Source organism: Citrobacter sp. UYEF32, assembly GCF_040546205.1.
Lineage (GTDB): Bacteria > Pseudomonadota > Gammaproteobacteria > Enterobacterales > Enterobacteriaceae > Phytobacter > Phytobacter diazotrophicus.
The window spans coordinates 194,423-215,604 of record NZ_JBEPNI010000002.1 but is presented as its reverse complement, the minus strand read 5'-3'; the positions used below and the strand labels follow the sequence as shown (position 1 = coordinate 215,604).

The 21,182-nt window shown below is 51.2% G+C and carries 17 protein-coding genes; 4 read left to right on the top strand and 13 right to left on the bottom strand.

Annotated elements, in window-relative coordinates; genetic code table 11:
- Positions 1 to 145 precede the first annotated feature (145 nt).
- The 4 genes from loiP to ABIB59_RS05250 form a co-directional block, all read right to left on the bottom strand.
- Positions 146 to 904, bottom strand: a complete 759-nt coding sequence (gene loiP, locus ABIB59_RS05265; RefSeq protein ID WP_039078546.1) for a metalloprotease LoiP — start codon at positions 902 to 904, stop codon at positions 146 to 148.
- Positions 905 to 1,062: 158 nt separating this feature from the next.
- The gene (gene aroA, locus ABIB59_RS05260) at positions 1,063 to 2,346 is read right to left on the bottom strand and encodes a 3-phosphoshikimate 1-carboxyvinyltransferase (RefSeq protein ID WP_169039636.1); all 1,284 of its coding nucleotides are present in this window, start codon (positions 2,344 to 2,346) and stop codon (positions 1,063 to 1,065) included.
- A gap of 71 nt (positions 2,347 to 2,417) precedes the next feature.
- On the bottom strand, positions 2,418 to 3,506 hold the full coding sequence (serC, locus tag ABIB59_RS05255; protein ID WP_071194692.1) for a 3-phosphoserine/phosphohydroxythreonine transaminase: 1,089 nt from the start codon (positions 3,504 to 3,506) through the stop codon (positions 2,418 to 2,420).
- Between the two features lie 162 nt (positions 3,507 to 3,668).
- Positions 3,669 to 4,361 carry a DUF421 domain-containing protein gene (locus ABIB59_RS05250; RefSeq protein WP_039078543.1) on the bottom strand — a complete coding sequence of 231 codons (693 nt, stop codon included), beginning with the start codon at positions 4,359 to 4,361 and terminating at the stop codon, positions 3,669 to 3,671.
- Between the two features lie 137 nt (positions 4,362 to 4,498).
- On the opposite strand from ABIB59_RS05250, the gene ycaO reads away from it, so the two are divergent.
- The 4 genes from ycaO to pflA all read left to right on the top strand — a co-directional run bounded on the left by ycaO (position 4,499) and on the right by pflA (position 10,929).
- Positions 4,499 to 6,259: a 30S ribosomal protein S12 methylthiotransferase accessory factor YcaO gene (gene ycaO, locus ABIB59_RS05245; RefSeq protein WP_317078691.1), complete on the top strand. Its 1,761-nt coding sequence runs from the start codon at positions 4,499 to 4,501 to the stop codon at positions 6,257 to 6,259.
- A gap of 407 nt (positions 6,260 to 6,666) precedes the next feature.
- Positions 6,667 to 7,524 carry a formate transporter FocA gene (focA, locus tag ABIB59_RS05240; protein ID WP_039078542.1) on the top strand — a complete coding sequence of 286 codons (858 nt, stop codon included), beginning with the start codon at positions 6,667 to 6,669 and terminating at the stop codon, positions 7,522 to 7,524.
- A gap of 55 nt (positions 7,525 to 7,579) precedes the next feature.
- Positions 7,580 to 9,862 carry a formate C-acetyltransferase gene (gene pflB, locus ABIB59_RS05235; RefSeq protein ID WP_039078541.1) on the top strand — a complete coding sequence of 761 codons (2,283 nt, stop codon included), beginning with the start codon at positions 7,580 to 7,582 and terminating at the stop codon, positions 9,860 to 9,862.
- Between the two features lie 326 nt (positions 9,863 to 10,188).
- Positions 10,189 to 10,929, top strand: coding sequence for a pyruvate formate lyase 1-activating protein (pflA, locus tag ABIB59_RS05230; RefSeq protein WP_039078540.1), 741 nt, complete (start codon positions 10,189 to 10,191; stop codon positions 10,927 to 10,929).
- 74 nt (positions 10,930 to 11,003) lie between these two features.
- Here pflA and tnpA read toward each other — a convergent pair whose 3' ends face one another.
- From tnpA to lolA, 9 genes are all read right to left on the bottom strand, one after another.
- Complete coding sequence (gene tnpA / locus ABIB59_RS05225; RefSeq protein ID WP_165159735.1) at positions 11,004 to 11,438, bottom strand: IS200/IS605 family transposase; 435 nt, start codon at positions 11,436 to 11,438, stop codon at positions 11,004 to 11,006.
- Between the two features lie 153 nt (positions 11,439 to 11,591).
- Entirely contained in the window at positions 11,592 to 12,080 is a 489-nt protein-coding gene (locus tag ABIB59_RS05220; RefSeq protein ID WP_039078757.1) for an anti-virulence regulator CigR family protein, read from the bottom strand.
- Between the two features lie 134 nt (positions 12,081 to 12,214).
- Positions 12,215 to 13,363, bottom strand: a complete 1,149-nt coding sequence (locus ABIB59_RS05215) for an MFS transporter (RefSeq protein ID WP_039078539.1) — start codon at positions 13,361 to 13,363, stop codon at positions 12,215 to 12,217.
- A 277-nt stretch (positions 13,364 to 13,640) separates the two neighbouring features.
- The gene (locus ABIB59_RS05210; RefSeq protein ID WP_108701732.1) at positions 13,641 to 14,504 is read right to left on the bottom strand and encodes a dimethyl sulfoxide reductase anchor subunit family protein; all 864 of its coding nucleotides are present in this window, start codon (positions 14,502 to 14,504) and stop codon (positions 13,641 to 13,643) included.
- 1 nt (position 14,505) lies between these two features.
- Complete coding sequence (locus tag ABIB59_RS05205) at positions 14,506 to 15,123, bottom strand: DMSO/selenate family reductase complex B subunit (RefSeq protein ID WP_222555751.1); 618 nt, start codon at positions 15,121 to 15,123, stop codon at positions 14,506 to 14,508.
- A gap of 10 nt (positions 15,124 to 15,133) precedes the next feature.
- Positions 15,134 to 17,578 carry a dimethylsulfoxide reductase subunit A gene (gene dmsA / locus ABIB59_RS05200; RefSeq protein ID WP_222555750.1) on the bottom strand — a complete coding sequence of 815 codons (2,445 nt, stop codon included), beginning with the start codon at positions 17,576 to 17,578 and terminating at the stop codon, positions 15,134 to 15,136.
- Between the two features lie 193 nt (positions 17,579 to 17,771).
- Positions 17,772 to 19,064 carry a serine--tRNA ligase gene (gene serS, locus ABIB59_RS05195; protein ID WP_039078535.1) on the bottom strand — a complete coding sequence of 431 codons (1,293 nt, stop codon included), beginning with the start codon at positions 19,062 to 19,064 and terminating at the stop codon, positions 17,772 to 17,774.
- 93 nt (positions 19,065 to 19,157) lie between these two features.
- Complete coding sequence (rarA, locus tag ABIB59_RS05190; RefSeq protein WP_039078534.1) at positions 19,158 to 20,501, bottom strand: replication-associated recombination protein RarA; 1,344 nt, start codon at positions 20,499 to 20,501, stop codon at positions 19,158 to 19,160.
- A 9-nt stretch (positions 20,502 to 20,510) separates the two neighbouring features.
- Positions 20,511 to 21,122, bottom strand: coding sequence for an outer membrane lipoprotein periplasmic chaperone LolA (gene lolA, locus ABIB59_RS05185; protein WP_071196086.1), 612 nt, complete (start codon positions 21,120 to 21,122; stop codon positions 20,511 to 20,513).
- Positions 21,123 to 21,182: the final 60 nt, after the last annotated feature.

Genomic DNA, 21,182 nt, shown 5'->3' with positions numbered 1-21,182 from the left:
TTAACGTAAACGCCGCGCATTATACGCTGCAACGTCAATGACCGTTACTACCAGGTATAAATAACGGGATGAATCGTGCTGAGTGAAGAAGGTTTGCGCAATTATAGAGGGGCTGGAGAATTACCAGCCCGAAAGTGACAATTATTTACTTTTTATCTGCGGCGATACGATCACGAATGTGCTGCGCGCGCTCCGCTGATGGCGGGTGAGAATCGAACAGTGACTTCGCGTGGCCGGAGTCCATTTTCGCCAGTTTTTCAAAACTGGTCACCAGCCCTTGTGTTTTAATGCCGCGTTTTTTCAGCAAATCATAGGAAAAATCATCCGAATCCGACTCCTGACTGCGAGAAAATGCGGAATTGATAACGCCATTTGCCAAATCCCCCAGCTGTGAGCGGGACAACTGCGCCGCAACGCCGCTGGTCGCAGAAATCGCATCACGGGCGGCAATCGTCGCGTATTCAGCCTGCATGGCTTTCTTCGAATGGCCCAGCGCCACATGCCCAAGCTCATGACCCAGAACCGCCTCGACTTCGTTATCTGTCATCATGTCCATCAGGCCACTGTAAACACGAACGCAGCCGTTCGCCATTGCCCAGGCATTCACATCCGACGTTAAATAGACTTTATAATTAACAGGCGTACCGTCGGCATTGTTGCCCAATGCTTTCGCTATTGTATTCAGGCGTTTTGTATATTTACTTGATGCGCCCGCCACTTTGTTGGTGGCATCCATCTGCTTACAGGCATCGTTCGACAGCGCTTTGACATCAGCATCCGATAATGTTGCCGCTTTGAAGGCAGAGACACCCGAGCTGGCAAGCATATTAGCATTCATATTTTTGCAACCTACCAGCACTACCGCTGCCACGGCTAATGCCAGAAGTTTCTTTGTATTTGTCATGTGAATCATCCGTTGATTAAACATATAAAATATATATAAATCATCACCTTATATTAAGATGATGCGCAAAAATAGCATTCAATGGGGAAGGCAGCAAGGCGGAGAAAACAACAACGCCGACAGAAGTCGGCGTCAGAAGCAAAGCAACAGGAACAGAATCAGGCAAGCGTACTGATACGCGCCAGTTGCTCGAAATAGTCAGGGAATGTTTTGGCGGTACATTTCGGATCGAGGATCGTGACAGGTGTATCCGACAACGCCACCAGCGAGAAGCACATTGCCATACGGTGGTCATTATAGGTGCCTATTTCCGCATACTGAATGTGGGCAGGTGGGGTTACGCGAATATAATCTTCACCCTCCTCCACCTCGGCGCCGACTTTACGCAGTTCTGTCGCCATGGCAAAAAGACGGTCGGTTTCTTTAACGCGCCAGTTATAGATGTTACGCATCGTGGTAGTACCGCGGGCAAATAACGCCGCCGTCGCAATGGTCATCGCCGCATCAGGAATATGATTCATATCCATATCAATGGCGTTCAGTTCACCGTGCGTACAAGAAATAAAATCATCACCCCAGACAACCTGCGCACCCATTTTTTCCAGTACGTCGGCAAAACGAATATCGCCCTGCACGCTGTTGCGCCCAATACCGGTGACTTTCACCGTGCCGCCTTTAATTGCGCCGGCCGCCAGGAAATAGGAGGCAGAGGAAGCATCACCTTCTACCAGATAGTGCCCCGGAGAGATGTACTGCTGCTTACCACGCACGACAAAGCGCTGATACTGCTGATTTTCAACCTCGACACCGAAAGTGTTCATCAGATGCAACGTAATGTCGATATAGGGTTTGGAAACCAGGTCTCCTTTAATGGAGATAACGGTATCCTGCGTTGCAAGCGGAGCGGTCATCAGCAATGCAGTCAAAAACTGGCTCGATACACTGCCGTCAACCTCGACGACGCCGCCGCTGAACCCGCCGCGCAGACGCAGAGGCGGATAATTTTCCTGTTCCAGATAATCAATCTGCGCGCCGCCCTGCCGTAGCGCATCCACCAGATGGCCAATCGGACGTTCTTTCATACGCGGTTCGCCGGTCAGGACAATGTCATTGCTGCCAAGGCACAGCGCTGCTGCCAATGGTCGCATTGCCGTACCTGCATTACCCAGGAATAATTCCAGCGGTTTTTCTGCCGTTAACGGTCCACCGACGCCGGTTACTTCACAGCGGGTACGATCCGCAGACAGCGTGAAGGAAACTCCCAACGCACTGAGCGCATTGAGCATATGGCGCACATCGTCGCTGTCCAGAAGATTGGTCAGAACGGTGGTGCCCTGTGCGAAGGCGGCCAGCAACAAGGCGCGGTTGGAAACACTTTTTGAACCAGGCAGATTAATGGTGCCATCTACCCGCGCGATGGGTTGTAACGTCAGGGATTCCATGAAACTCAACTCTCAACAAACAGAATAAAAACCCCCGCAGCCAGGCTACGGGGGTACGGGGCAAGCCAAATTTAGCCGTGGCGACGTTCGAAGTCAGCCATAAAGTCGGTCAGCGCTTTTACGCCTTCCAGCGGCATCGCGTTATAGATAGAGGCACGCATACCCCCAACCACACGGTGGCCTTTCAGTGCATGCAGCCCTGCCGCCAGCGACTCTTCCAGAAAAACTTTGTCGAGCGCGTTGTCAGCCAACTGGAACGGAACGTTCATGCGAGAACGGTTCGCTTTGGCAACATCGTTACGGTAGAAATCGCTTTTATCAATAACACCATAGAGCAGATCAGCTTTTTGCTGATTAATACGGTCCATGGCTGCAACGCCGCCGTTGTTTTTCAGCCATTTGAAGACGAGGCCAGCAAGATACCAGGCAAACGTCGGCGGCGTGTTAAACATGGAGTCGTTTTCCGCCAGGATGGTGTAATCCAGAATTGAAGGGCAAGATTGATGCGCTTTACCCAGCAAATCCTCACGAACGATCACCAGCGTTAAGCCTGCCGGGCCGATATTTTTCTGCGCACCGGCATAAATCACACCGTAGCGGGAAACATCCAGCGGAGTTGACAGAATAGTGGAAGAGAGATCCGCCGTGACAACCACATCGGACGCAAAGTTCGGCGTTTCATTGATGGCAATACCGTCAATGGTTTCGTTCGGGCAGAAGTGCAAATAGGCGCTGTTATCGCTCAGTTGCCACTCGCTCATTGGCTTCACACCACGCTGACCCTCAACAGAGATTTTTGCGTCGATAACATTCGGGGAGCAGTATTTTTTTGCTTCTTTGATTGCACTCGCCGCCCAGTAACCTGCGTCAACATAATCTGCAGTGGTTTTATCACCGAGGATGTTCAACGGAATACCGGCAAACTGACCACGGCCGCCACCATGGCAGAACAAAACTTTGTAGTTCGAGGGAATATTCAGCAGATCGCGAAAATCCTTTTCTGCTTCCTCAGCCACCTGAATAAATTCTTTACCACGGTGGCTGATTTCCATCACCGATGTACCAAGACCATGCCAGTCACAAAGTTCCTGTTGAGCCTGTTTAAGCACATCCGCCGGTAACATTGCCGGACCTGAACTGAAATTAAAGACCTGAGCCATTTCCCCTCACCACGCTAAAAGCAATAAGTTATAACAGTGGATATCGGTTTTATCATTCAGTGACACGCGCCGCAATGTCTAAAACTTATGACCCCAAATATGCGGTCGCTGTCACACAAAACATTCTTCCGCTGAATCGTCATAAAACCGACATAATGGCTATCAGGTTACCCGAATTCCCCGGCTTGCCTTCGACCATTCTGGATTTGCACAACGCGGACATAATTGATGGCAGCCCGCCGGCATGGCAATGATTTTACTGCATTGAACGCAGGCGTAGTCTCCCGCTTCCGGTATGGTAGTGAAACGTTCAGAAAATGCTTTAGGCAAAATACACAGACCCGGTTTTACATCCTCATCCGTATAGTAAAAAACACTCAATTGACCATTGGTCTCCAGGATAGCCAGCCTCACCTGCCCAAGATGATCAACGCCACGGATGCGTAGTTCCATAAAGAATTCAAATTCCGTCATGTTTTGCTTATCTAATTTCTCCCAGACAAATTCCCCTTCGTGGATAATGATGGCAGGCTTACCTTCCAGCAGATCCTCGAGTTTCTCGCTGTGCGTCATGAACCACATTACTAAGCGGTACAGTACGGCCAGGGTAACAAATACCACCAGTACCGGAAGCATGGGCACATCGTCATAAAACGCAACGTCGCCTGCCGCTGAGCCTAATGTCAGGATGATTAATACTTCAAAGAGCGACATCTGACGCACGCCGCGCCGCCCCGTGATTTTGAGAAATATAAAGACCAAAACAAAGGTATAGAGGCTGCGAAGCGCCACTTCGCCAAGAAACTCCAGAGGAACTTTATCCAACGCCATGCGGTGGAGATCAAACGCTTTCATTTTTTTATGTCCGAACAACGAGTTAGGTTCATTAATGATAGTCAAAAGTTTTATTTTCGCAGACCGGGCCCCGAAGATAGCGTCAGTCACGTAAAACCCGTATGATTGCCCGCTTTACGTACAAAAAAGTGACTGCTATGACGCAAACCTATATCCCCGGCAAAGACGCCGCACTGGAAGATTCCATCGCTCGCTTCCAGCAAAAACTGCTCGACCTCGGCTTCAATATTGAAGAAGCTTCCTGGCTAAACCCGGTACCGAACGTCTGGTCCGTGCACATTCGCGATAAAGACTGCGCGCTGTGCTTTACTAACGGTAAAGGCGCAACCAAAAAGGCGGCACTGGCATCTGCGCTGGGTGAATATTTTGAGCGTCTGTCCACTAACTATTTCTTTGCCGATTTCTGGCTGGGTGATGAAGTGGCTAATGGCCCATTCGTCCATTATCCAAATGAGAAATGGTTCCCGCTGACCGAAGACGACACACTGCCGGAAGGCATTCTCGATCCGCGTCTGCGCGCATTTTACGATCCGGAAAACGAACTGACGGCAGGCATGCTGATCGATCTGCAGTCCGGCAATGAAGAACGCGGGATTTGCGCCCTGCCCTTTACCCGCCAGTCAGATGAACAAACCGTCTATATTCCGATGAATATCGTCGGTAACCTGTATGTCTCCAATGGCATGTCAGCGGGCAATACCCGTAATGAAGCTCGCGTCCAGGGTTTGTCCGAGGTTTTCGAACGTCATATTAAAAACCGTATCATCAGCGAACGTATCAGCCTGCCTGAAATTCCTGCCGAGGTTCTTGCACGCTATCCTGGCGTTGTGGCATCTATTGAGAAACTGGAAGCCGAAGGTTTCCCGATTTTTGCCTATGATGGCTCGCTGGGCGGTCAATATCCGGTGATTTGCGTTGTCCTGTTTAACCCGGCTAACGGCACCTGCTTTGCCTCATTCGGCGCACACCCGGATTTTGGCGTGGCACTCGAACGTACCGTGACCGAACTGCTGCAGGGCCGCAGCCTGAAAGATCTGGATGTCTTTACCCCGCCGACGTTTGATGATGAAGAAGTCGCAGAGCATACCAACCTCGAAACGCACTTTATCGACTCCAGCGGTTCGATCTCCTGGGATCTGTTCAAGCAGGATGCAGACTACCCGTTTGCTGACTGGAGCTTTGCCGGAACAACCGAAGAAGAGTTTGCCACCCTTATGGCCATCTTCAATGCAGAAGATAAAGAAGTGTACATCGCCGACTACGAGCATCTGGGCGTTTACGCCTGCCGCATCCTGGTTCCGGGCATGTCAGATATTTATCCGGCGGAAGATCTCTGGCTGGCAAACAACAGCATGGGCAGCCATCTGCGTGAAACAATCCTCTCTCTGCCAGGCAGCGAGTGGGAAAAAGAAGACTACCTGAATCTTATCGATCAGCTTGATGAAGAAGGTCATGACGATTTCACCCGCGTCCGGGAGCTGCTCGGTGTGGCGACCGGTAAAGACAATGGCTGGTTTACGCTGCGTATTGGCGAACTGAAAGCGATGCTCGCGCTGGCGGGTGGCGACCTTGATCAGGCGCTCTCGTGGACGGAATGGACAATTGAATTCAACGGTTCGGTCTTCGGCGCTGAGCGCATCAATTATTACCGCTGCTTGCAAACGCTGTTGCAACTGTCTCAGGAAGAAGAGCGTCAGCCGCTGCAATATCTGAACGCTTTTGTGCGCATGTACGGTGCAGATGCGGTTGAAGCGGCCAGCGCGGCGCTAAGCGGAGAAGCGCCTTTCTATGGTCTGCAGGCAGCGGATGGTTCACTGACGGCGTTTCCGGCGCATCAGGGCTTGTTAGCGGCTTACGAAAAATTACAACGGGCCAAACGTGCCTTTTGGTCGAATTAACGACAAGTAACACGACAATCTGTAGGCTTAATCACAGGTCTACGTTATATTACGGGGCAATTTCATTGCCCCTTTTTATTTATATTTCGGCAATGAGTGCCAATTGTAATAATTAAGTTAACCCTGGGTGAATATATTTATATAAACCCAGGGATTATTGTTACTCTTTATGGCAATTACCCCATTTTAATTAACTGTTGTTTGGGAGGCCGCATAAAAAAATTCAACTGTATTTGTAAATTTTAAACTTTATTTTTACTTGGATAATCAACACGTTACTCTGCATTTGCTGAAAAACCATGCACTTTGCAGTCCTATAAGCCAGGCGAGATATGATCCATATCAAATTCTCTTCTATAATGCTTTGTTAGTATCTCGTCGCCGACTTAAATAAAGAGAGAGTTAGTGTGAAAGCTGACAACCCTTTTGATCTAATACTTCCAGCTGCGATGGCCAAAGTTGCCGAAGAAGCAGGTGTCTACAAAGCAACTAAGAAACCGCTGACAACGTTCTTTTTGGCGATTACAGCAGGTGTCTTTATCTCCATCGCGTTTGTTTTTTATATTACTGCCACCACAGGGACAGCATCAATGCCGTACGGCATGGCTAAACTGGTTGGTGGGATATGCTTCTCATTAGGGTTAATTCTTTGCGTCATCTGCGGCGCAGACCTTTTCACATCAACGGTGTTGATCGTGGTGGCGAAAGCCAGTGGGCGTATCACCTGGGGCCAATTGGCTCGTAACTGGGTAAACGTCTATATCGGTAACCTGATTGGCGCATTGTTGTTCGTGCTGCTGATGTGGTTATCCGGGGAGTATATGGTAGCAAATGGCGGCTGGGGCCTGAATGTCCTGCAAACAGCCGACCACAAACTGCACCATACCTTTATTGAAGCTGTCGCACTGGGTATTCTGGCGAACCTGATGGTCTGTCTGGCCGTATGGATGAGCTACTCAGGTCGCAGTCTGACCGATAAAGCGTTGATTATGGTGCTGCCGGTGGCCATGTTTGTTGCCAGCGGTTTTGAGCACAGTATCGCAAACATGTTTATGATTCCGATGGGTATCGTAATCCGTCACTTTGCGAGCCCGGAGTTCTGGACCGCTATCGGCTCCAGCCCGGAAAGTTTTTCTCACCTGACTATTGCAAATTTCATCACCGATAATCTGATTCCGGTAACAATTGGGAATATCATTGGTGGAGGATTGTTAGTTGGGTTGACATACTGGGTCATTTACCTGCGTGGCGATAATCATCATTAATTGATGCTTGTTTCAGGCAGTAAATAAAAAATCCACTTAAGAAGGTAGGTGTTACATGTCCGAGCTTAATGAAAAGTTAGCCACAGCCTGGGAAGGTTTTGCGAAAGGTGACTGGCAGAAAGAAGTCAACGTACGCGACTTTATCCAGAAAAACTATACCCCTTACGAGGGTGACGAGTCCTTCCTGGCTGGCGCAACTGATGCGACCACCACGCTGTGGGACAAAGTAATGGAAGGCGTTAAACAGGAAAACCGCACTCACGCGCCTGTTGACTTCGACACCTCTGTTGCTTCTACCATCACCTCTCACGACGCTGGCTACATCAACAAAGCGCTTGAGAAAATCGTTGGTCTGCAGACTGAAGCACCGCTGAAACGTGCGATTATCCCGTTCGGTGGTATCAAAATGGTTGAAGGTTCCTGCAAAGCGTACAACCGCGAGCTGGACCCGGCCCTGAAAAAAATCTTCACTGAATACCGCAAAACTCATAACCAGGGCGTTTTTGACGTTTACACCAAAGACATCCTGAACTGCCGTAAATCTGGCGTGCTGACCGGTCTGCCGGATGCCTATGGCCGTGGCCGTATCATCGGTGACTACCGTCGCGTTGCGCTGTACGGTATCGACTTCCTGATGAAAGACAAATACGCTCAGTTCCTGTCTCTGCAGTCTGACATGGAAAACGGCGTAAACCTGGAAGCGACTATCCGTCTGCGTGAAGAAATCGCTGAACAGCACCGTGCTCTGGGTCAGATCAAAGAGATGGCCGCTAAATACGGTTGCGATATCTCTGGTCCGGCTACTACCGCTCAGGAAGCTATCCAGTGGACTTACTTCGGCTACCTGGCTGCTGTTAAATCCCAGAACGGCGCAGCAATGTCCTTCGGTCGTACCGCTACCTTCCTGGACGTGTTCATCGAACGCGACCTGAAAGCAGGCAAAATCACCGAACAAGAAGCGCAGGAAATGGTTGACCACCTGGTCATGAAACTCCGTATGGTCCGCTTCCTGCGTACCCCTGAGTATGATGAACTGTTCTCCGGTGACCCGATTTGGGCAACTGAATCTATCGGTGGTATGGGCGTTGATGGCCGTACTCTGGTTACCAAAAACAGCTTCCGTTTCCTGAACACCCTGTACACCATGGGGCCGTCTCCGGAGCCGAACATCACTATTCTGTGGTCTGAAAAACTGCCACTGAACTTCAAGAAATTTGCTGCAAAAGTCTCCATCGATACCTCTTCTCTGCAGTATGAGAACGATGATCTGATGCGTCCTGACTTCAACAACGATGACTATGCTATCGCTTGCTGCGTAAGCCCGATGGTCGTTGGTAAACAAATGCAGTTCTTCGGTGCGCGTGCTAACCTCGCGAAAACCATGCTGTATGCCATCAACGGCGGCGTTGATGAAAAACTGAAAATGCAGGTTGGTCCGAAATCTGAGCCGATCAAAGGCGATGTGCTGAACTTCGCTGAAGTGATGGATCGTATGGATCACTTCATGGACTGGCTGGCTAAACAGTATGTCACCGCGCTGAACGTCATCCACTATATGCATGACAAATACAGCTACGAAGCCTCCCTGATGGCGCTGCATGACCGTGACGTTATTCGCACCATGGCGTGTGGTATCGCAGGTCTGTCCGTTGCGGCTGACTCCCTGTCTGCTATCAAATATGCGAAAGTTAAACCGATTCGTGACGAAGACGGTCTGGCTGTTGACTTCGAAATCGAAGGCGAATACCCGCAGTTTGGTAACAACGATGCGCGTGTAGATGACCTGGCTGTTGACCTGGTAGAACGTTTCATGAAGAAAATTCAGAAACTGACTACTTACCGTAACGCCATCCCGACACAGTCTGTTCTGACCATCACCTCTAACGTCGTGTATGGTAAGAAAACCGGTAACACCCCAGACGGTCGTCGCGCAGGTGCGCCGTTCGGACCAGGTGCTAACCCGATGCATGGCCGTGACCAGAAAGGTGCTGTTGCTTCTCTGACTTCCGTTGCTAAACTGCCGTTTGCCTACGCTAAAGATGGTATCTCTTACACCTTCTCTATCGTTCCGAACGCACTGGGCAAAGACGACGAAGTTCGTAAGACTAACCTGGCAGGTCTGATGGATGGTTACTTCCACCATGAAGCGTCCATCGAAGGTGGTCAGCACCTGAACGTGAACGTAATGAACCGCGAAATGCTGCTCGATGCGATGGAACATCCGGAAAAATATCCGCAGCTGACCATCCGTGTATCTGGCTACGCAGTACGTTTTAACTCCCTGACTAAAGAACAGCAGCAGGACGTTATTACCCGTACTTTCACTCAGACCATGTAATTGGTGTAACCCGATGGATTTCGGGTTGCATCAAAGCGGCAAGTGCGCGAATCCCGATGAGCTTATTCACGTAAGTGATTCGGGTGAGTAAACGAAGCCAACAAATATGCAGCCTGAAAGACAACGGGTAGTGACTGAAATCGCGATTTAAAAAGCGTACAATAAAGGCTCCACACAAGTGGGGCCTTTTTAACACCCTCTCCAGTCTGCTTTGCCAGTTATCTATGCCAAAACGATGGATATCAGCCAAAATAGACTTAAACACAGCCGGTGAGCTGTGCATCAATACAGGCCCCGGATGGGCCACATCTGGAGAAAACACCGCAATGTCAGTTATTGGTCGCATCCACTCCTTTGAATCCTGTGGCACCGTTGATGGCCCGGGTATCCGCTTTATCACCTTCTTCCAGGGCTGCCTGATGCGTTGCCTGTATTGCCATAACCGCGATACCTGGGACACCCATGGCGGCAAAGAAATCACCGTCGAAGATCTGATGAAAGACGTGGTGACCTATCGTCACTTTATGAATGCGTCCGGCGGCGGCGTGACTGCCTCTGGCGGAGAAGCCATTTTACAGGCAGAGTTTGTCCGCGACTGGTTCCGCGCCTGCAAAAAAGAGGGCATTCATACCTGTCTTGATACTAATGGCTTTGTTCGCCGTTACGATCCGGTGATTGATGAGCTGCTGGAAGTGACTGACCTGGTGATGCTCGATCTCAAACAGATGAATGATGAAATTCATCAGGATCTGGTGGGCGTTTCTAATCACCGTACGCTGGAATTCGCGAAATACCTGGCGAATAAAAACATTAAGGTCTGGATCCGCTACGTTGTTGTACCGGGCTGGTCTGACGATGACGACTCCGCGCATCGCCTCGGTGAATTTACCCGCGATATGGGCAATGTCGAGAAAATCGAACTGCTGCCTTACCATGAGCTGGGTAAACACAAATGGGTAGCGATGGGTGAAGAGTACAAACTGGATGGCGTTCATCCGCCGAAGAAAGAGACCATGGAGCGCGTGAAAGGCATCCTGGAACAGTATGGTCACAAAGTGATGTATTAGTAAAAGACCACCTTCTTAGAAGGTGGCTTTTTAGAATGCCCCCTATAAGGGGGGCTACTGTCTCATTCCTGTTACTACTCTAGCAATTCCATCTGCTGTTCATGCATTTGTTCCTTTTTCTCCTGATGCCTCACATATCTCCTGATAATTTCTTCATTCACTCCCACCGTATCGACAAAGTAGCCACGGGACCAAAAATGGTTACCCCATAGTTTCTTTCTTATATGTGGAAAACGATTGTAGAGCCTGATTGCACTGCGGCCTTTCAGATGCCCCATCAGGGTTGATATCGAGATTTTCGGCGGGACTATTACAACCAGATGTACATGATCTGGCTGAACATTTAACTCCAGAACCTCACAATCTTTTATTCCGCATAGGATGTAGATTGTCCTGTAAAGTTCCTTGCTCAGATTATCTTTCAGGATCCTGAAACGGTACTTTGGCGTCCATACTATGTGGTATTTGCAACGCCAATATACATGTGATGAACTCCTGTAAAGCCCCATGTCGGTTTGTCTCCTTTTACTTGTGGTGAGTAAGCAAAGATATTCCGGCATGGGCATTCTGCAGGCTATAGCCTTACAGGATCAATCACCACCTCCCCAGGAGGTGGTTTAGGGGTGACAATTAAAACGCCCGGTTTCCCGGGCGTTATTATTTTATTTGAATACACCATTAATAATTGCCGTCACAACGGCAGTACTCAGCGCCACCAAAACTAAGTCGTCGCCTACAATTCGCCATTCATATCCCGGATAGGATGGTAACTGCCCCAGCATAGACGCAGGCACCGTTTTCTTCGCAATACCTGGCGGTAGTGCTTTACCGCGCGCAACGTTTTTTGCGATTCCCGGCGGCAAAGAGTCATAGCCCGTCAAACCATAATTCACAGCCAGCGTACGCGCACGGTCGTAGCTGACATTCACTGAAACATCATTACCGTCTTTTTGTTTAGCGGATTTATGTTGATTATTTGCCGAATGATTTCCGTTATCACCATGTGAGCCGGAATTACCATGGTTGCCGCTATTGCCCTGCCCTCCGCCATTACCATTCCCATTACCGGGATTAGCCATAGCAGGTATGGATACGAGGGAACACGCGAGAAAGACAGCCAATGCGGCAGTATTGAAACGACGTAAAGACATCATGATGGAGGCCTTCTTAAAGTGAGTCCAGGCGCAGAATATCTGAGATATTCAACGGGTCACAATAGGGAGAACTCCCATAATGGAGAATTTTCGTCTGTAAAGAGAAAAAGCCTGCGTATGCAGGCTTAAAATCAGGCATGCGCCACTGGCGTTGGATGCTGACCAGCTTTACGCATCAGCATTAGCAGATAGATAAAGGACACGCTGGCAATCATGATAAACAGCAGACTGTCGGAATAGCTCTGCATCAGCATTGCGGTCAGCGTTGGTCCTGAGAGGCTGCCAACGGTATAGCTCAACAGCAAAGCCTGGTTCATCGCCACCAGTTGATGGTATTCGACTTTTTCGCAGGCCCACGCCATCGCCACCGGATAGAGCGTGAAACCGGCAGTCCCCAATACAAACAACGCCGGGGCCATCGCCGCGTTGCTGAGCATTGCGAAACAACCAAGGATCACAACAAAGACCTGAACACGCAGCACCAGCAGTCGTCCAAAACGATCTGCCAGGCGGCCAATTGGCCATTGCCCAATGATACCGGAGCTCACCATTAACGCCATCCAGAACCCAATACCCGCATCACTGATGCCCTTATGGTTCAGATAAAGCGGCATCAGTCCATACAAGGAGCCCAGAATGATCCCGGAAATAATGCAGCCATTAACGCCAAGCCGCGCCTGACGCAGGCGAAGCATAGGCCAGATTGCCGTAGTACCGTGAGATTCATCGCGCTGCTCCATAATGCGCGTGAAGAGTAACGGTAAAATCCCCGCCAGTATTAACCCCACCGCCCAGGGCAGCACATGCATCAGTTCAGTGGACAGTTTGCTCACCATCAACTGCCCCAGCACCGTGCCCACGTAATAGACCATCATATAGGCCGCCAGTAAGCGCCCGCGATTACGGGATGTTCCGCTGCACATCAATGCGCTTTCCACCACAACCCAAATCATTGCGCAACCGATACCCGCGACGAAACGCCAGCTAAGCCAGCTCCAGAAACCCACATTCAGCCCCAGCCCTGCGCAACCAACCGCAAAGATGATGGATGCAATGTAATAACTGCGGTTAAACCCAAGCCGCTGGATCACACGCCCGGTCAGCAGTGTCCCCAATAAGTTGCCGGTAAAATAGGATGAACCGACCATACCAACCTGCCAGGTAGGCATGTTTTCATGGGCGAGCCAAAGCGGGACGAGCGTGTTCAGCACTGCAATCGCCAGCGTCAACAGCAGCAAGCCACAGAGCAACAACAGCACTGGGCGAGTATAAGTGGGCATGGGTAAAAACCGTGAGGAAGTTCAAGATTCGTGCGCATCATGCCACTGGCAAAAACATTGTCAATCTACCACTTTTATCCATCGGTACGTTTTACGCCAGGACGATATATAAAACTAATCCAGCGAAGTTTCCGTAGGGTTAAAAGTTTCATTACGTGATTGATTAGACTGGCTTATATCAGAATGGCATCGACAGGGTTCAGTTGAAAAAATTCATGATGATTTCTTGTGAAAACAGCCCTGAAAAGCCGGGACTTCCGCCCCGGCTGTTACAACGTTACCCTGCCACCGCCATACCCACGGTCATGTGCAGGCCGTAAAATACACCACGACCAATCATTTCCCCCACCAGCACCAGGACAAATGCCAGACTCAGTAACGGGACCGCCGGGTAGTGGCCTTTCAGTTGCGGTGCCACCCAGCATACTACAGCCAGGACCAGCGCAACGACGCGCCATGCCATTAACGCCCCGTAATCCGGTACCAGCGCAGACGCCTGCTGGACGGAGCTATGAACAGACGCAAGTTCACTTCCCTGTATCAGCACGACAACCATACTGGCAACCAGTGCAAGCAAAGTAATCACTGGCAGCAGTCGCATTGCCCAGCCTTCAACGCCCACTATGCGCAGCAACAAATAGCCAAGTAGCGGGCCGCCAATGAATAGCGTCAGGAAGAAACTGAGCGGCGTCCAGAGCGTGTACCAGGTCGGTACCGTATCAATGGTGTTGTATACGCGCACCATCATCCAGACAAACACCACGCCCAGTACTGCCGTCACAATGAGCCACAGCTGGCGCAAACCCTGCGACAACTTTCCTGCCATAGCCAGCAGCCAACCGATACCACCCACAGCAAAAAACAGCGATCCTGAGGCAATTTCATTGCTTAACGCTGAGGAGCCGACCCGGTTAAGGGAGTTCAGCGCCCGCATTGGCGTACCAAGGTGCAGCATTGATGCAATAAAACCAATACCCATCAGTACCCACAGACCGAACATCACGCGGACAATACGTTGCTGCGTCCCGGAGTGAGCATCTCCTTTCAGGAGCGCCACAGCCAGTACAATGAAGCCACCCACCACACACTGGCCAAGGACAGTGAAGATCATCAGCGGCCATTCATGCCATCCGTTACCCATCTCACACCTCCCGCGGGTTTGCCAGATAGCCGGTGGTATCCCCTGTCGGGCGGCTGTTGGCGTTAGGTTTAATCACAATGCACGGTTTGGTGAAGTGCGACGCCGGGAGCGGGGCGACAGCCGCCAGCTCACCGTATTTTTTACGCAGTTCTTCAATGGGGCCGAAGTCCAGCGCACGCAGCGGGCAGGATTCCACGCAAATCGGCTTATGGCCCTCGGCGACACGACTGTAGCAGCCGTCGCACTTGGTCATATGGCCTTTTTCGGCGTTGAACTGCGGCGCGCCGTACGGGCAGGCCATATGGCAGTAACGACAGCCGATGCAGATATCTTCGTCCACCACCACAAAGCCATCTTCGCGTTTGTGCATCGCCCCGCTGGGGCAGACTTTAGTACAGGCCGGATCCTCGCAGTGGTTACAGGCGATGGAGAGGTAATAGGCGAAAACGTTCTGGTGCCAGACACCGTTATCCTCTTGCCAGTCTCCCCCCGCGTATTCGTAAATGCGGCGGAAGCTGACATCCGGGGTTAAGTTCTTGTAATCCTTACACCCAAGCTCACAGGTTTTGCAGCCGGTGCAGCGTGCGGAGTCGATATAAAATCCATATTGCGTAGCCATCTTTTACTCCTTACGCCTTCTCGACCTGAACAAGGTTAGTGTGCGATGGGTTACCCTTCGCCAACGGTGAAGGACGCTGAGTCGTCAGGACATTGATACTACCCGCCTGGTCTATGCCTTTCGCATCCGGCGCATACCAGGCGCCCTCGCTCAACGCAACGACGCCCGGCATCATGCGCGGCGTCACCTTCGCTTCAATATGAACTTCGCCACGATCGTTAAAAATGCGTACGCGATCACCGTTGCTTATCCCACGTTTGCGCGCATCAATCGGGTTGATCCACATCTCCTGTCGACAGGCCGCTTTCAATATATCAACGTTGCCATAGGTTGAGTGCGTACGGGACTTATAGTGGAAACCAGTAAGCTGTAAGGGGAATGTCTTGTTCAGCGGATCGTTGTAACTCTCAAACCCAGGGGTATAAATCGGCAGCGGGTCGATAACATCGCCTTCCGGTAATTCCCAGGTTGCCGCGATCGTTGCCAGCGCTTCTGAATAGATCTCGATCTTACCTGACGGTGTGGTCAGCGGGTTGGCCTGTGGATCGTCGCGGAACCCTTTATAGGCGACGTAGTGCCCATCCGGATCGCGCTGTTTGAACATTCCCTGCTGACGGAAGGTGTCAAAATCCGGCAAATCCGGGATCGCTTTGCGTGAAAGCGCGTGCAGGTGACGCATCCACTCTTCCTGCGTGCGACCTTCGGTAAACTGCTGCTCAACGCCAAGACGTTTTGCCAGCCCGGACATCATGTCGTAGATGGTTTTACACTCGAAACGCGGCTTGATGACCTGATCATTAAAAATGACGTAAGACATATTGCCGCAGGAGGCATCAAGCGCGAAGTCCATCTGCTCAGACGCCGTGCAATCTGGTAGCAAAATATCGGCATATTTTGCTGATGACGTCATATGGCAATCAATCACCACAATCAGCTCGCATTTTTTATCATCCTGCAGGATGTTATGCGTACGGTTGATATCTGAATGCTGATTGATGAGGCAGTTACCAGCATAGTTCCAGATCATCTTAATCGGCACGTCCAGCTTCTCTTTGCCGCGCACACCATCACGCAGCGCCGTCATCTCAGGCCCGCGCTCAATGGCATCCGTCCATAAGAACATGGAAATACTGGTTTGTACCGGATTGTTCAGCGTCGGCATCCGTTCGAATGGCAGGGCATAAGACCCCTCGCGCGCCCCTGTGTTGCCGCCATGGATCCCGACATTGCCTGTCAGGATAGCCAGCATTGAAATTGCACGGGTCGCAATCTCACCGTTGGCATGGCGCTGTGGCCCCCATCCCTGGCTGATAAACGCGGGTTTGGTGCTACCGATTTCTCGTGCCAGCTTCACAATACGCTCAGCAGGCACACCGGTAATTGTCGACGCCCACTCAGGCGTTTTGGCCACACCGTCTTTCCCCTGCCCAAGAATATAGGCTTTGTAATGACCATTGGCAGGTGCACTGGCTGGCAACGTTTTTTCGTCGTAACCAACGCAGTACTTATCGAGGAATGGCTGATCAACAAGGTTTTCCGTAATCAGCACCCATGCAATGCCATTTACCAGTGCGGCGTCTGTACCGGGACGAATGGGGATCCACTCATCTTCACGCCCTGCGCCGGTATCGGTATAACGCGGATCGACGATAATCATTCGGGCATTCGATTTTGCCCTCGCCTGTTCAAGATAATAGGTCACCCCACCACCGCTCATACGCGTTTCGCCAGGGTTGTTACCAAATAGCACGACCAGTTTGCTGTTTTCGATATCTGACGGACTGTTACCCGCCGCCCAGCCACCGTAAGTGTAATTAAGCCCCGCAGCAATTTGTGCCGAGGAGTAGTCGCCATAATGGTTAAGGTAACCGCCACAACAGTTCATCAGGCGTGCCACCAACGTTTTTCCCGGTGGCCACGAACGCGTCATTGTGCCGCCCAGCGTACCGGTACCATAATTCAGATAGATGGATTCGTTACCGTAGTCTTTAATAAGACGCGTCATATTCTGCGCGATTGTGTCGTATGCTTCTTCCCAACTGATTCGCTCGAATTTACCTTCGCCGCGTTTGCCAACGCGCTTCATCGGATATTTCAGACGATCGGGGTTGTAGACACGACGGCGCATTGAGCGGCCACGAAGGCAGGCGCGAACCTGATGCAATCCATCGTAGTTATCATCGCCTGTATTATCAGTTTCGACGTATTTAATCTCGCCATCCACGACATGCATGCGCAGCGGGCATCGGCTACCGCAGTTGACCGTACAGGCACTCCAGACAACTTTTTCACTGGTGGAAGGTGGAGAAATGGCGTCAGCGGCGCTGACGAGTCGGGAAAAAGGTAAAGTGAAGGCGCTTCCTGCCGCCGCGAGCCCGCCAATAGCGGTTGTTCTCATCAGCCCACGTCGACTCACCTCCACACCGAGTAGTGTATCGGGGGTCTTAGTTTTCATATGTACTCACTTTGCTTACAAAATTAAAATGCGAGTCCGATATATAATTTTCTATATAACGAAATCTCAACTTTTTAGTGATTTATTCTGATTCGGCAAAGTGAATATTAATCTTATTAAAAGTGAGGTTATTGTCGGGAATCAAGGTGGGCAAAAAAAAGCGCCCGCAGGCGCTTTTTATAAGACGGGAGTGCTAGCCGATATACTCAAGCCCACGCATATAAGGACGCAGGACTTCCGGGATCTCAATCCGCCCGTCGGCTTGCTGATAGTTTTCCAGCACCGCAACCAGCGTACGACCGACCGCCAGACCGGACCCGTTCAGGGTATGTACCAGGCGTGTTTTTTTATCGGATTTGCTACGGCAACGAGCCTGCATACGGCGCGCCTGGAAGTCCCAGACGTTGGAGCAGGAGGAGATTTCGCGATAGGTATTTTGCGCCGGCACCCACACTTCCAGGTCGAACGTTTTGCAGGCACCAAAACCCATGTCACCCGTGCAGAGTGCAACACGACGGTACGGCAGGCCGAGCAGCTCCAGCACTTTTTCCGCGTGACCGGTCATCTCTTCGAGTGCGGCCATAGAGTCTTCCGGACGAACAATCTGTACCATCTCGACTTTGTCGAACTGGTGCATACGGATCAGACCGCGCGTATCACGACCATAAGAACCGGCTTCTGAACGGAAGCATGGTGAATGCGCCGTCAGCTTAATCGGCAAGTCGTCTTCGTCGATGATTTCATCGCGAACAAGGTTAGTCAGCGGCACTTCTGCGGTCGGAATCAGCGCATAGTTACTGCTGTCAGCTTCTTCCTCCAGCGGACGCGTGTGGAACAGATCGCCCGCGAACTTCGGCAATTGCCCCGTACCGTACAGCGTATCCTGGTTAACCAGATACGGAACATAGGTCTCGCTATAGCCGTGCTGCTCGGTATGCAGGTCGAGCATAAACTGCGCCAGTGCACGATGCAGGTGAGCGATTTGACCTTTCATCACCACAAAACGGGAGCCGGTCAGTTTAACCGCTGCAGCAAAATCCAGCCCCGCGTGCATTTCGCCGAGCGAGACATGGTCACGAATTTCAAAGTCGAACTGACGCGGCGTACCCCAGCGTTTCACTTCAACGTTGTCGTTTTCATCTTTACCAACCGGAACGCTGTCATCCGGAATGTTGGGGATTGCCAGGGCGATATCACGGATTTCCGCCAGCAGCGTTTCCAGCTCGGCTTTCGCCGCGTCCAGTTGTTCACCCAGTTTGTTCACTTCCAGGCGTAATGGCTCAATGTCTTCCCCGCGCGCTTTCGCCTGGCCGATGGATTTCGATCGCGAGTTACGCTCTGCCTGCAGGTTTTCGGTGTTTACCTGCAAAACTTTGCGACGTTCTTCAAGAGCGCGCAATTTATCTACATCCAGCTTAAAGCCCCGGCGTGCCAGTTTTTCTGCGACTGCGTCTGGCTCGGTACGCAGCAGATTGGGATCGAGCATGCTTATCCTGTGCTTATCGAATTGAAAAAATGAGAAAGTGACCGCAGCCTGCGGCCACAGAGATACACCGACAACATTACCGCAACGCCACTCTCAGCGATAGCGTTTTGTGGGGCTTTTATGATCCTGTTCAGCGAGCCAGGCGAGCTTTTCGCCAATCTTGCCTTCAAGGCCTCTGTTTGTCGGATGATAATAGCGTGTTTGTGCTAACTCTTCGGGGAAATAAGACTCGCCAGCCGCATAGGCATTGGGTTCGTCATGAGCATAGCGATACTCCTGACCATAACCCATCTCTTTCATCAGTTTGGTTGGCGCATTACGTAAATGGACGGGAACGTCGTAATCCGGACGTTCGCGCGCATCAGCCAGTGCGGCTTTGAAGGCGGTATAAACCGCATTACTTTTCGGGGCACAGGCCAGATAAACAATCGCCTGCGCAATGGCCCGTTCACCCTCCGCAGGCCCAACGCGGGTGAAACAATCCCAGGCCGAAATAGCCACCTGCATCGCGCGCGGATCGGCGTTACCAACATCTTCAGACGCAATCGCCAGACAGCGGCGCGCCACGTACAAGGGATCGCCCCCGGCGCTGATAATACGTGCATACCAGTACAACGCCGCATCTGGCGCACTACCGCGCACCGACTTATGCAGCGCTGAGATCAAATCGTAGAAACGGTCGCCTTTGTTATCAAAACGCGCACTGCGCTCACCGGCAATCTCCGTCAGAAGCGAGGGTTGCAGGACGCGCTTACCGGAGTCATCCAGTTCAGCCATGTCGGCCATCATTTCCAGCGTATTAAGCGCCCGGCGCGCATCGCCGTTGACCAGCTCAGCAATCGCGCGACGGGTCTCATCCGGCAGAGAAATATCCTGACCGCCATAGCCCCGCGCCTTATCTTCCATTGCTTGCGTTAATACCTGTTCAATATCCGCTGTCGTCAAAGATTTCAGCAGATAGACGCGCGCACGAGAGAGCAAAGCGGAATTGAGTTCGAAAGAGGGATTTTCGGTGGTAGCACCAATGAAAGTGATCGTACCGTCTTCAATATGGGGTAAAAAGGCATCCTGCTGGCTTTTGTTAAAGCGATGGACTTCATCAACAAACAGGATCGTGCGACGCCCCGCATTGCGATTTTGCCGGGCTCGCTCAATAGCTTCACGAATCTCTTTCACGCCCGACGTGACCGCAGAAATGCGTTCAACATCGGCACTGGCATAGCGGGCAATCACCTCTGCCAGCGTCGTTTTTCCCGTTCCGGGCGGTCCCCACAAAATCATCGAATGCAGATGACCGGCTTCAATCGCCCGAGGCAGGGGTTTACCCGGAGCCAGCAAATGTTGCTGACCTATATATTGCGCCAAATTTTCTGGCCGCATACGCGCGGCCAGAGGTTGAAACGCATTGTCGGAAAAATCGAGCGACAGATTGCTCACGCATGCCTCTTACTTACGTTGATCGTCGACCGTTACGCCTTTTGGTGGAGTAAAGGTAAACTTAGCAGCATCTACCGTGCCATTTTGCTGGGCTTTTAGCTGGTAGTTACTTTTCTGGTCATCCTGCTCAATCGCGCTGAACTGGTGAATGGTGCCATCACTGCCAACGTTGATCGTGAACTGCTTGAGGTTGCCATTGCTGCTTTTTGGTGTCAGGACAAAATCATCGCCGTTCTGCTGAATATTGTACTGCTGCCAGTCGCTACTCTGGTTACGCGCAATCAGCATAAACGGTGTGTTGCTGGTAGCATCTTTCAGCCAGGTTGCCGTAGCCTGCTCAACAAAGGGGTTGTAGAACCACAATGTTTTCCCATCGGAAACAAGGACACTCTCATCGGGTTGCGTCATGTGCCAGTTGAACAGATTTGGACGCTTGACCCACAAATCGCCCTGACCTTCCTGTACCGCCGCACCGCTTCCGTCCGTCACTTTTTGGGTGAAACTCGCATGGAAACTGTTCACTTTGTCGAGACGGCTTTTCAGATCGCTGGAAGCATCCGCCCACACGCTGCTCACCATAAAGCTGCCAAGTAACGCACAGGTTATCGCGATTTTTTTCATTGTTTTTCCTCAAAAACGTCGCTCCCGGTACGGGAGAACACTTCTGTCACTCTAAAAGCT

What these genes read in the sequence shown, in the direction of transcription:
- pflB (WP_039078541.1), top strand. Translation starts at nt 7,580, where the DNA reads ATGTCCGAGCTTAATGAAAAGTTAGCCACAGCCTGGGAAGGTTTTGCG.
- ABIB59_RS05220 (WP_039078757.1), bottom strand. Translation starts at nt 12,080, where the DNA reads ATGTCTTTACGTCGTTTCAATACTGCCGCATTGGCTGTCTTTCTCGCG.
- ABIB59_RS05215 (WP_039078539.1), bottom strand. Translation starts at nt 13,363, where the DNA reads ATGCCCACTTATACTCGCCCAGTGCTGTTGTTGCTCTGTGGCTTGCTG.
- ABIB59_RS05205 (WP_222555751.1), bottom strand. Translation starts at nt 15,123, where the DNA reads ATGGCTACGCAATATGGATTTTATATCGACTCCGCACGCTGCACCGGC.
- aroA (WP_169039636.1), bottom strand. Translation starts at nt 2,346, where the DNA reads ATGGAATCCCTGACGTTACAACCCATCGCGCGGGTAGATGGCACCATT.
- ABIB59_RS05210 (WP_108701732.1), bottom strand. Translation starts at nt 14,504, where the DNA reads ATGGGTAACGGATGGCATGAATGGCCGCTGATGATCTTCACTGTCCTT.
- pflA (WP_039078540.1), top strand. Translation starts at nt 10,189, where the DNA reads ATGTCAGTTATTGGTCGCATCCACTCCTTTGAATCCTGTGGCACCGTT.
- lolA (WP_071196086.1), bottom strand. Translation starts at nt 21,122, where the DNA reads ATGAAAAAAATCGCGATAACCTGTGCGTTACTTGGCAGCTTTATGGTG.
- serS (WP_039078535.1), bottom strand. Translation starts at nt 19,064, where the DNA reads ATGCTCGATCCCAATCTGCTGCGTACCGAGCCAGACGCAGTCGCAGAA.
- ABIB59_RS05250 (WP_039078543.1), bottom strand. Translation starts at nt 4,361, where the DNA reads ATGAAAGCGTTTGATCTCCACCGCATGGCGTTGGATAAAGTTCCTCTG.
- serC (WP_071194692.1), bottom strand. Translation starts at nt 3,506, where the DNA reads ATGGCTCAGGTCTTTAATTTCAGTTCAGGTCCGGCAATGTTACCGGCG.
- ycaO (WP_317078691.1), top strand. Translation starts at nt 4,499, where the DNA reads ATGACGCAAACCTATATCCCCGGCAAAGACGCCGCACTGGAAGATTCC.
- loiP (WP_039078546.1), bottom strand. Translation starts at nt 904, where the DNA reads ATGACAAATACAAAGAAACTTCTGGCATTAGCCGTGGCAGCGGTAGTG.
- dmsA (WP_222555750.1), bottom strand. Translation starts at nt 17,578, where the DNA reads ATGAAAACTAAGACCCCCGATACACTACTCGGTGTGGAGGTGAGTCGA.
- tnpA (WP_165159735.1), bottom strand. Translation starts at nt 11,438, where the DNA reads ATGGGGCTTTACAGGAGTTCATCACATGTATATTGGCGTTGCAAATAC.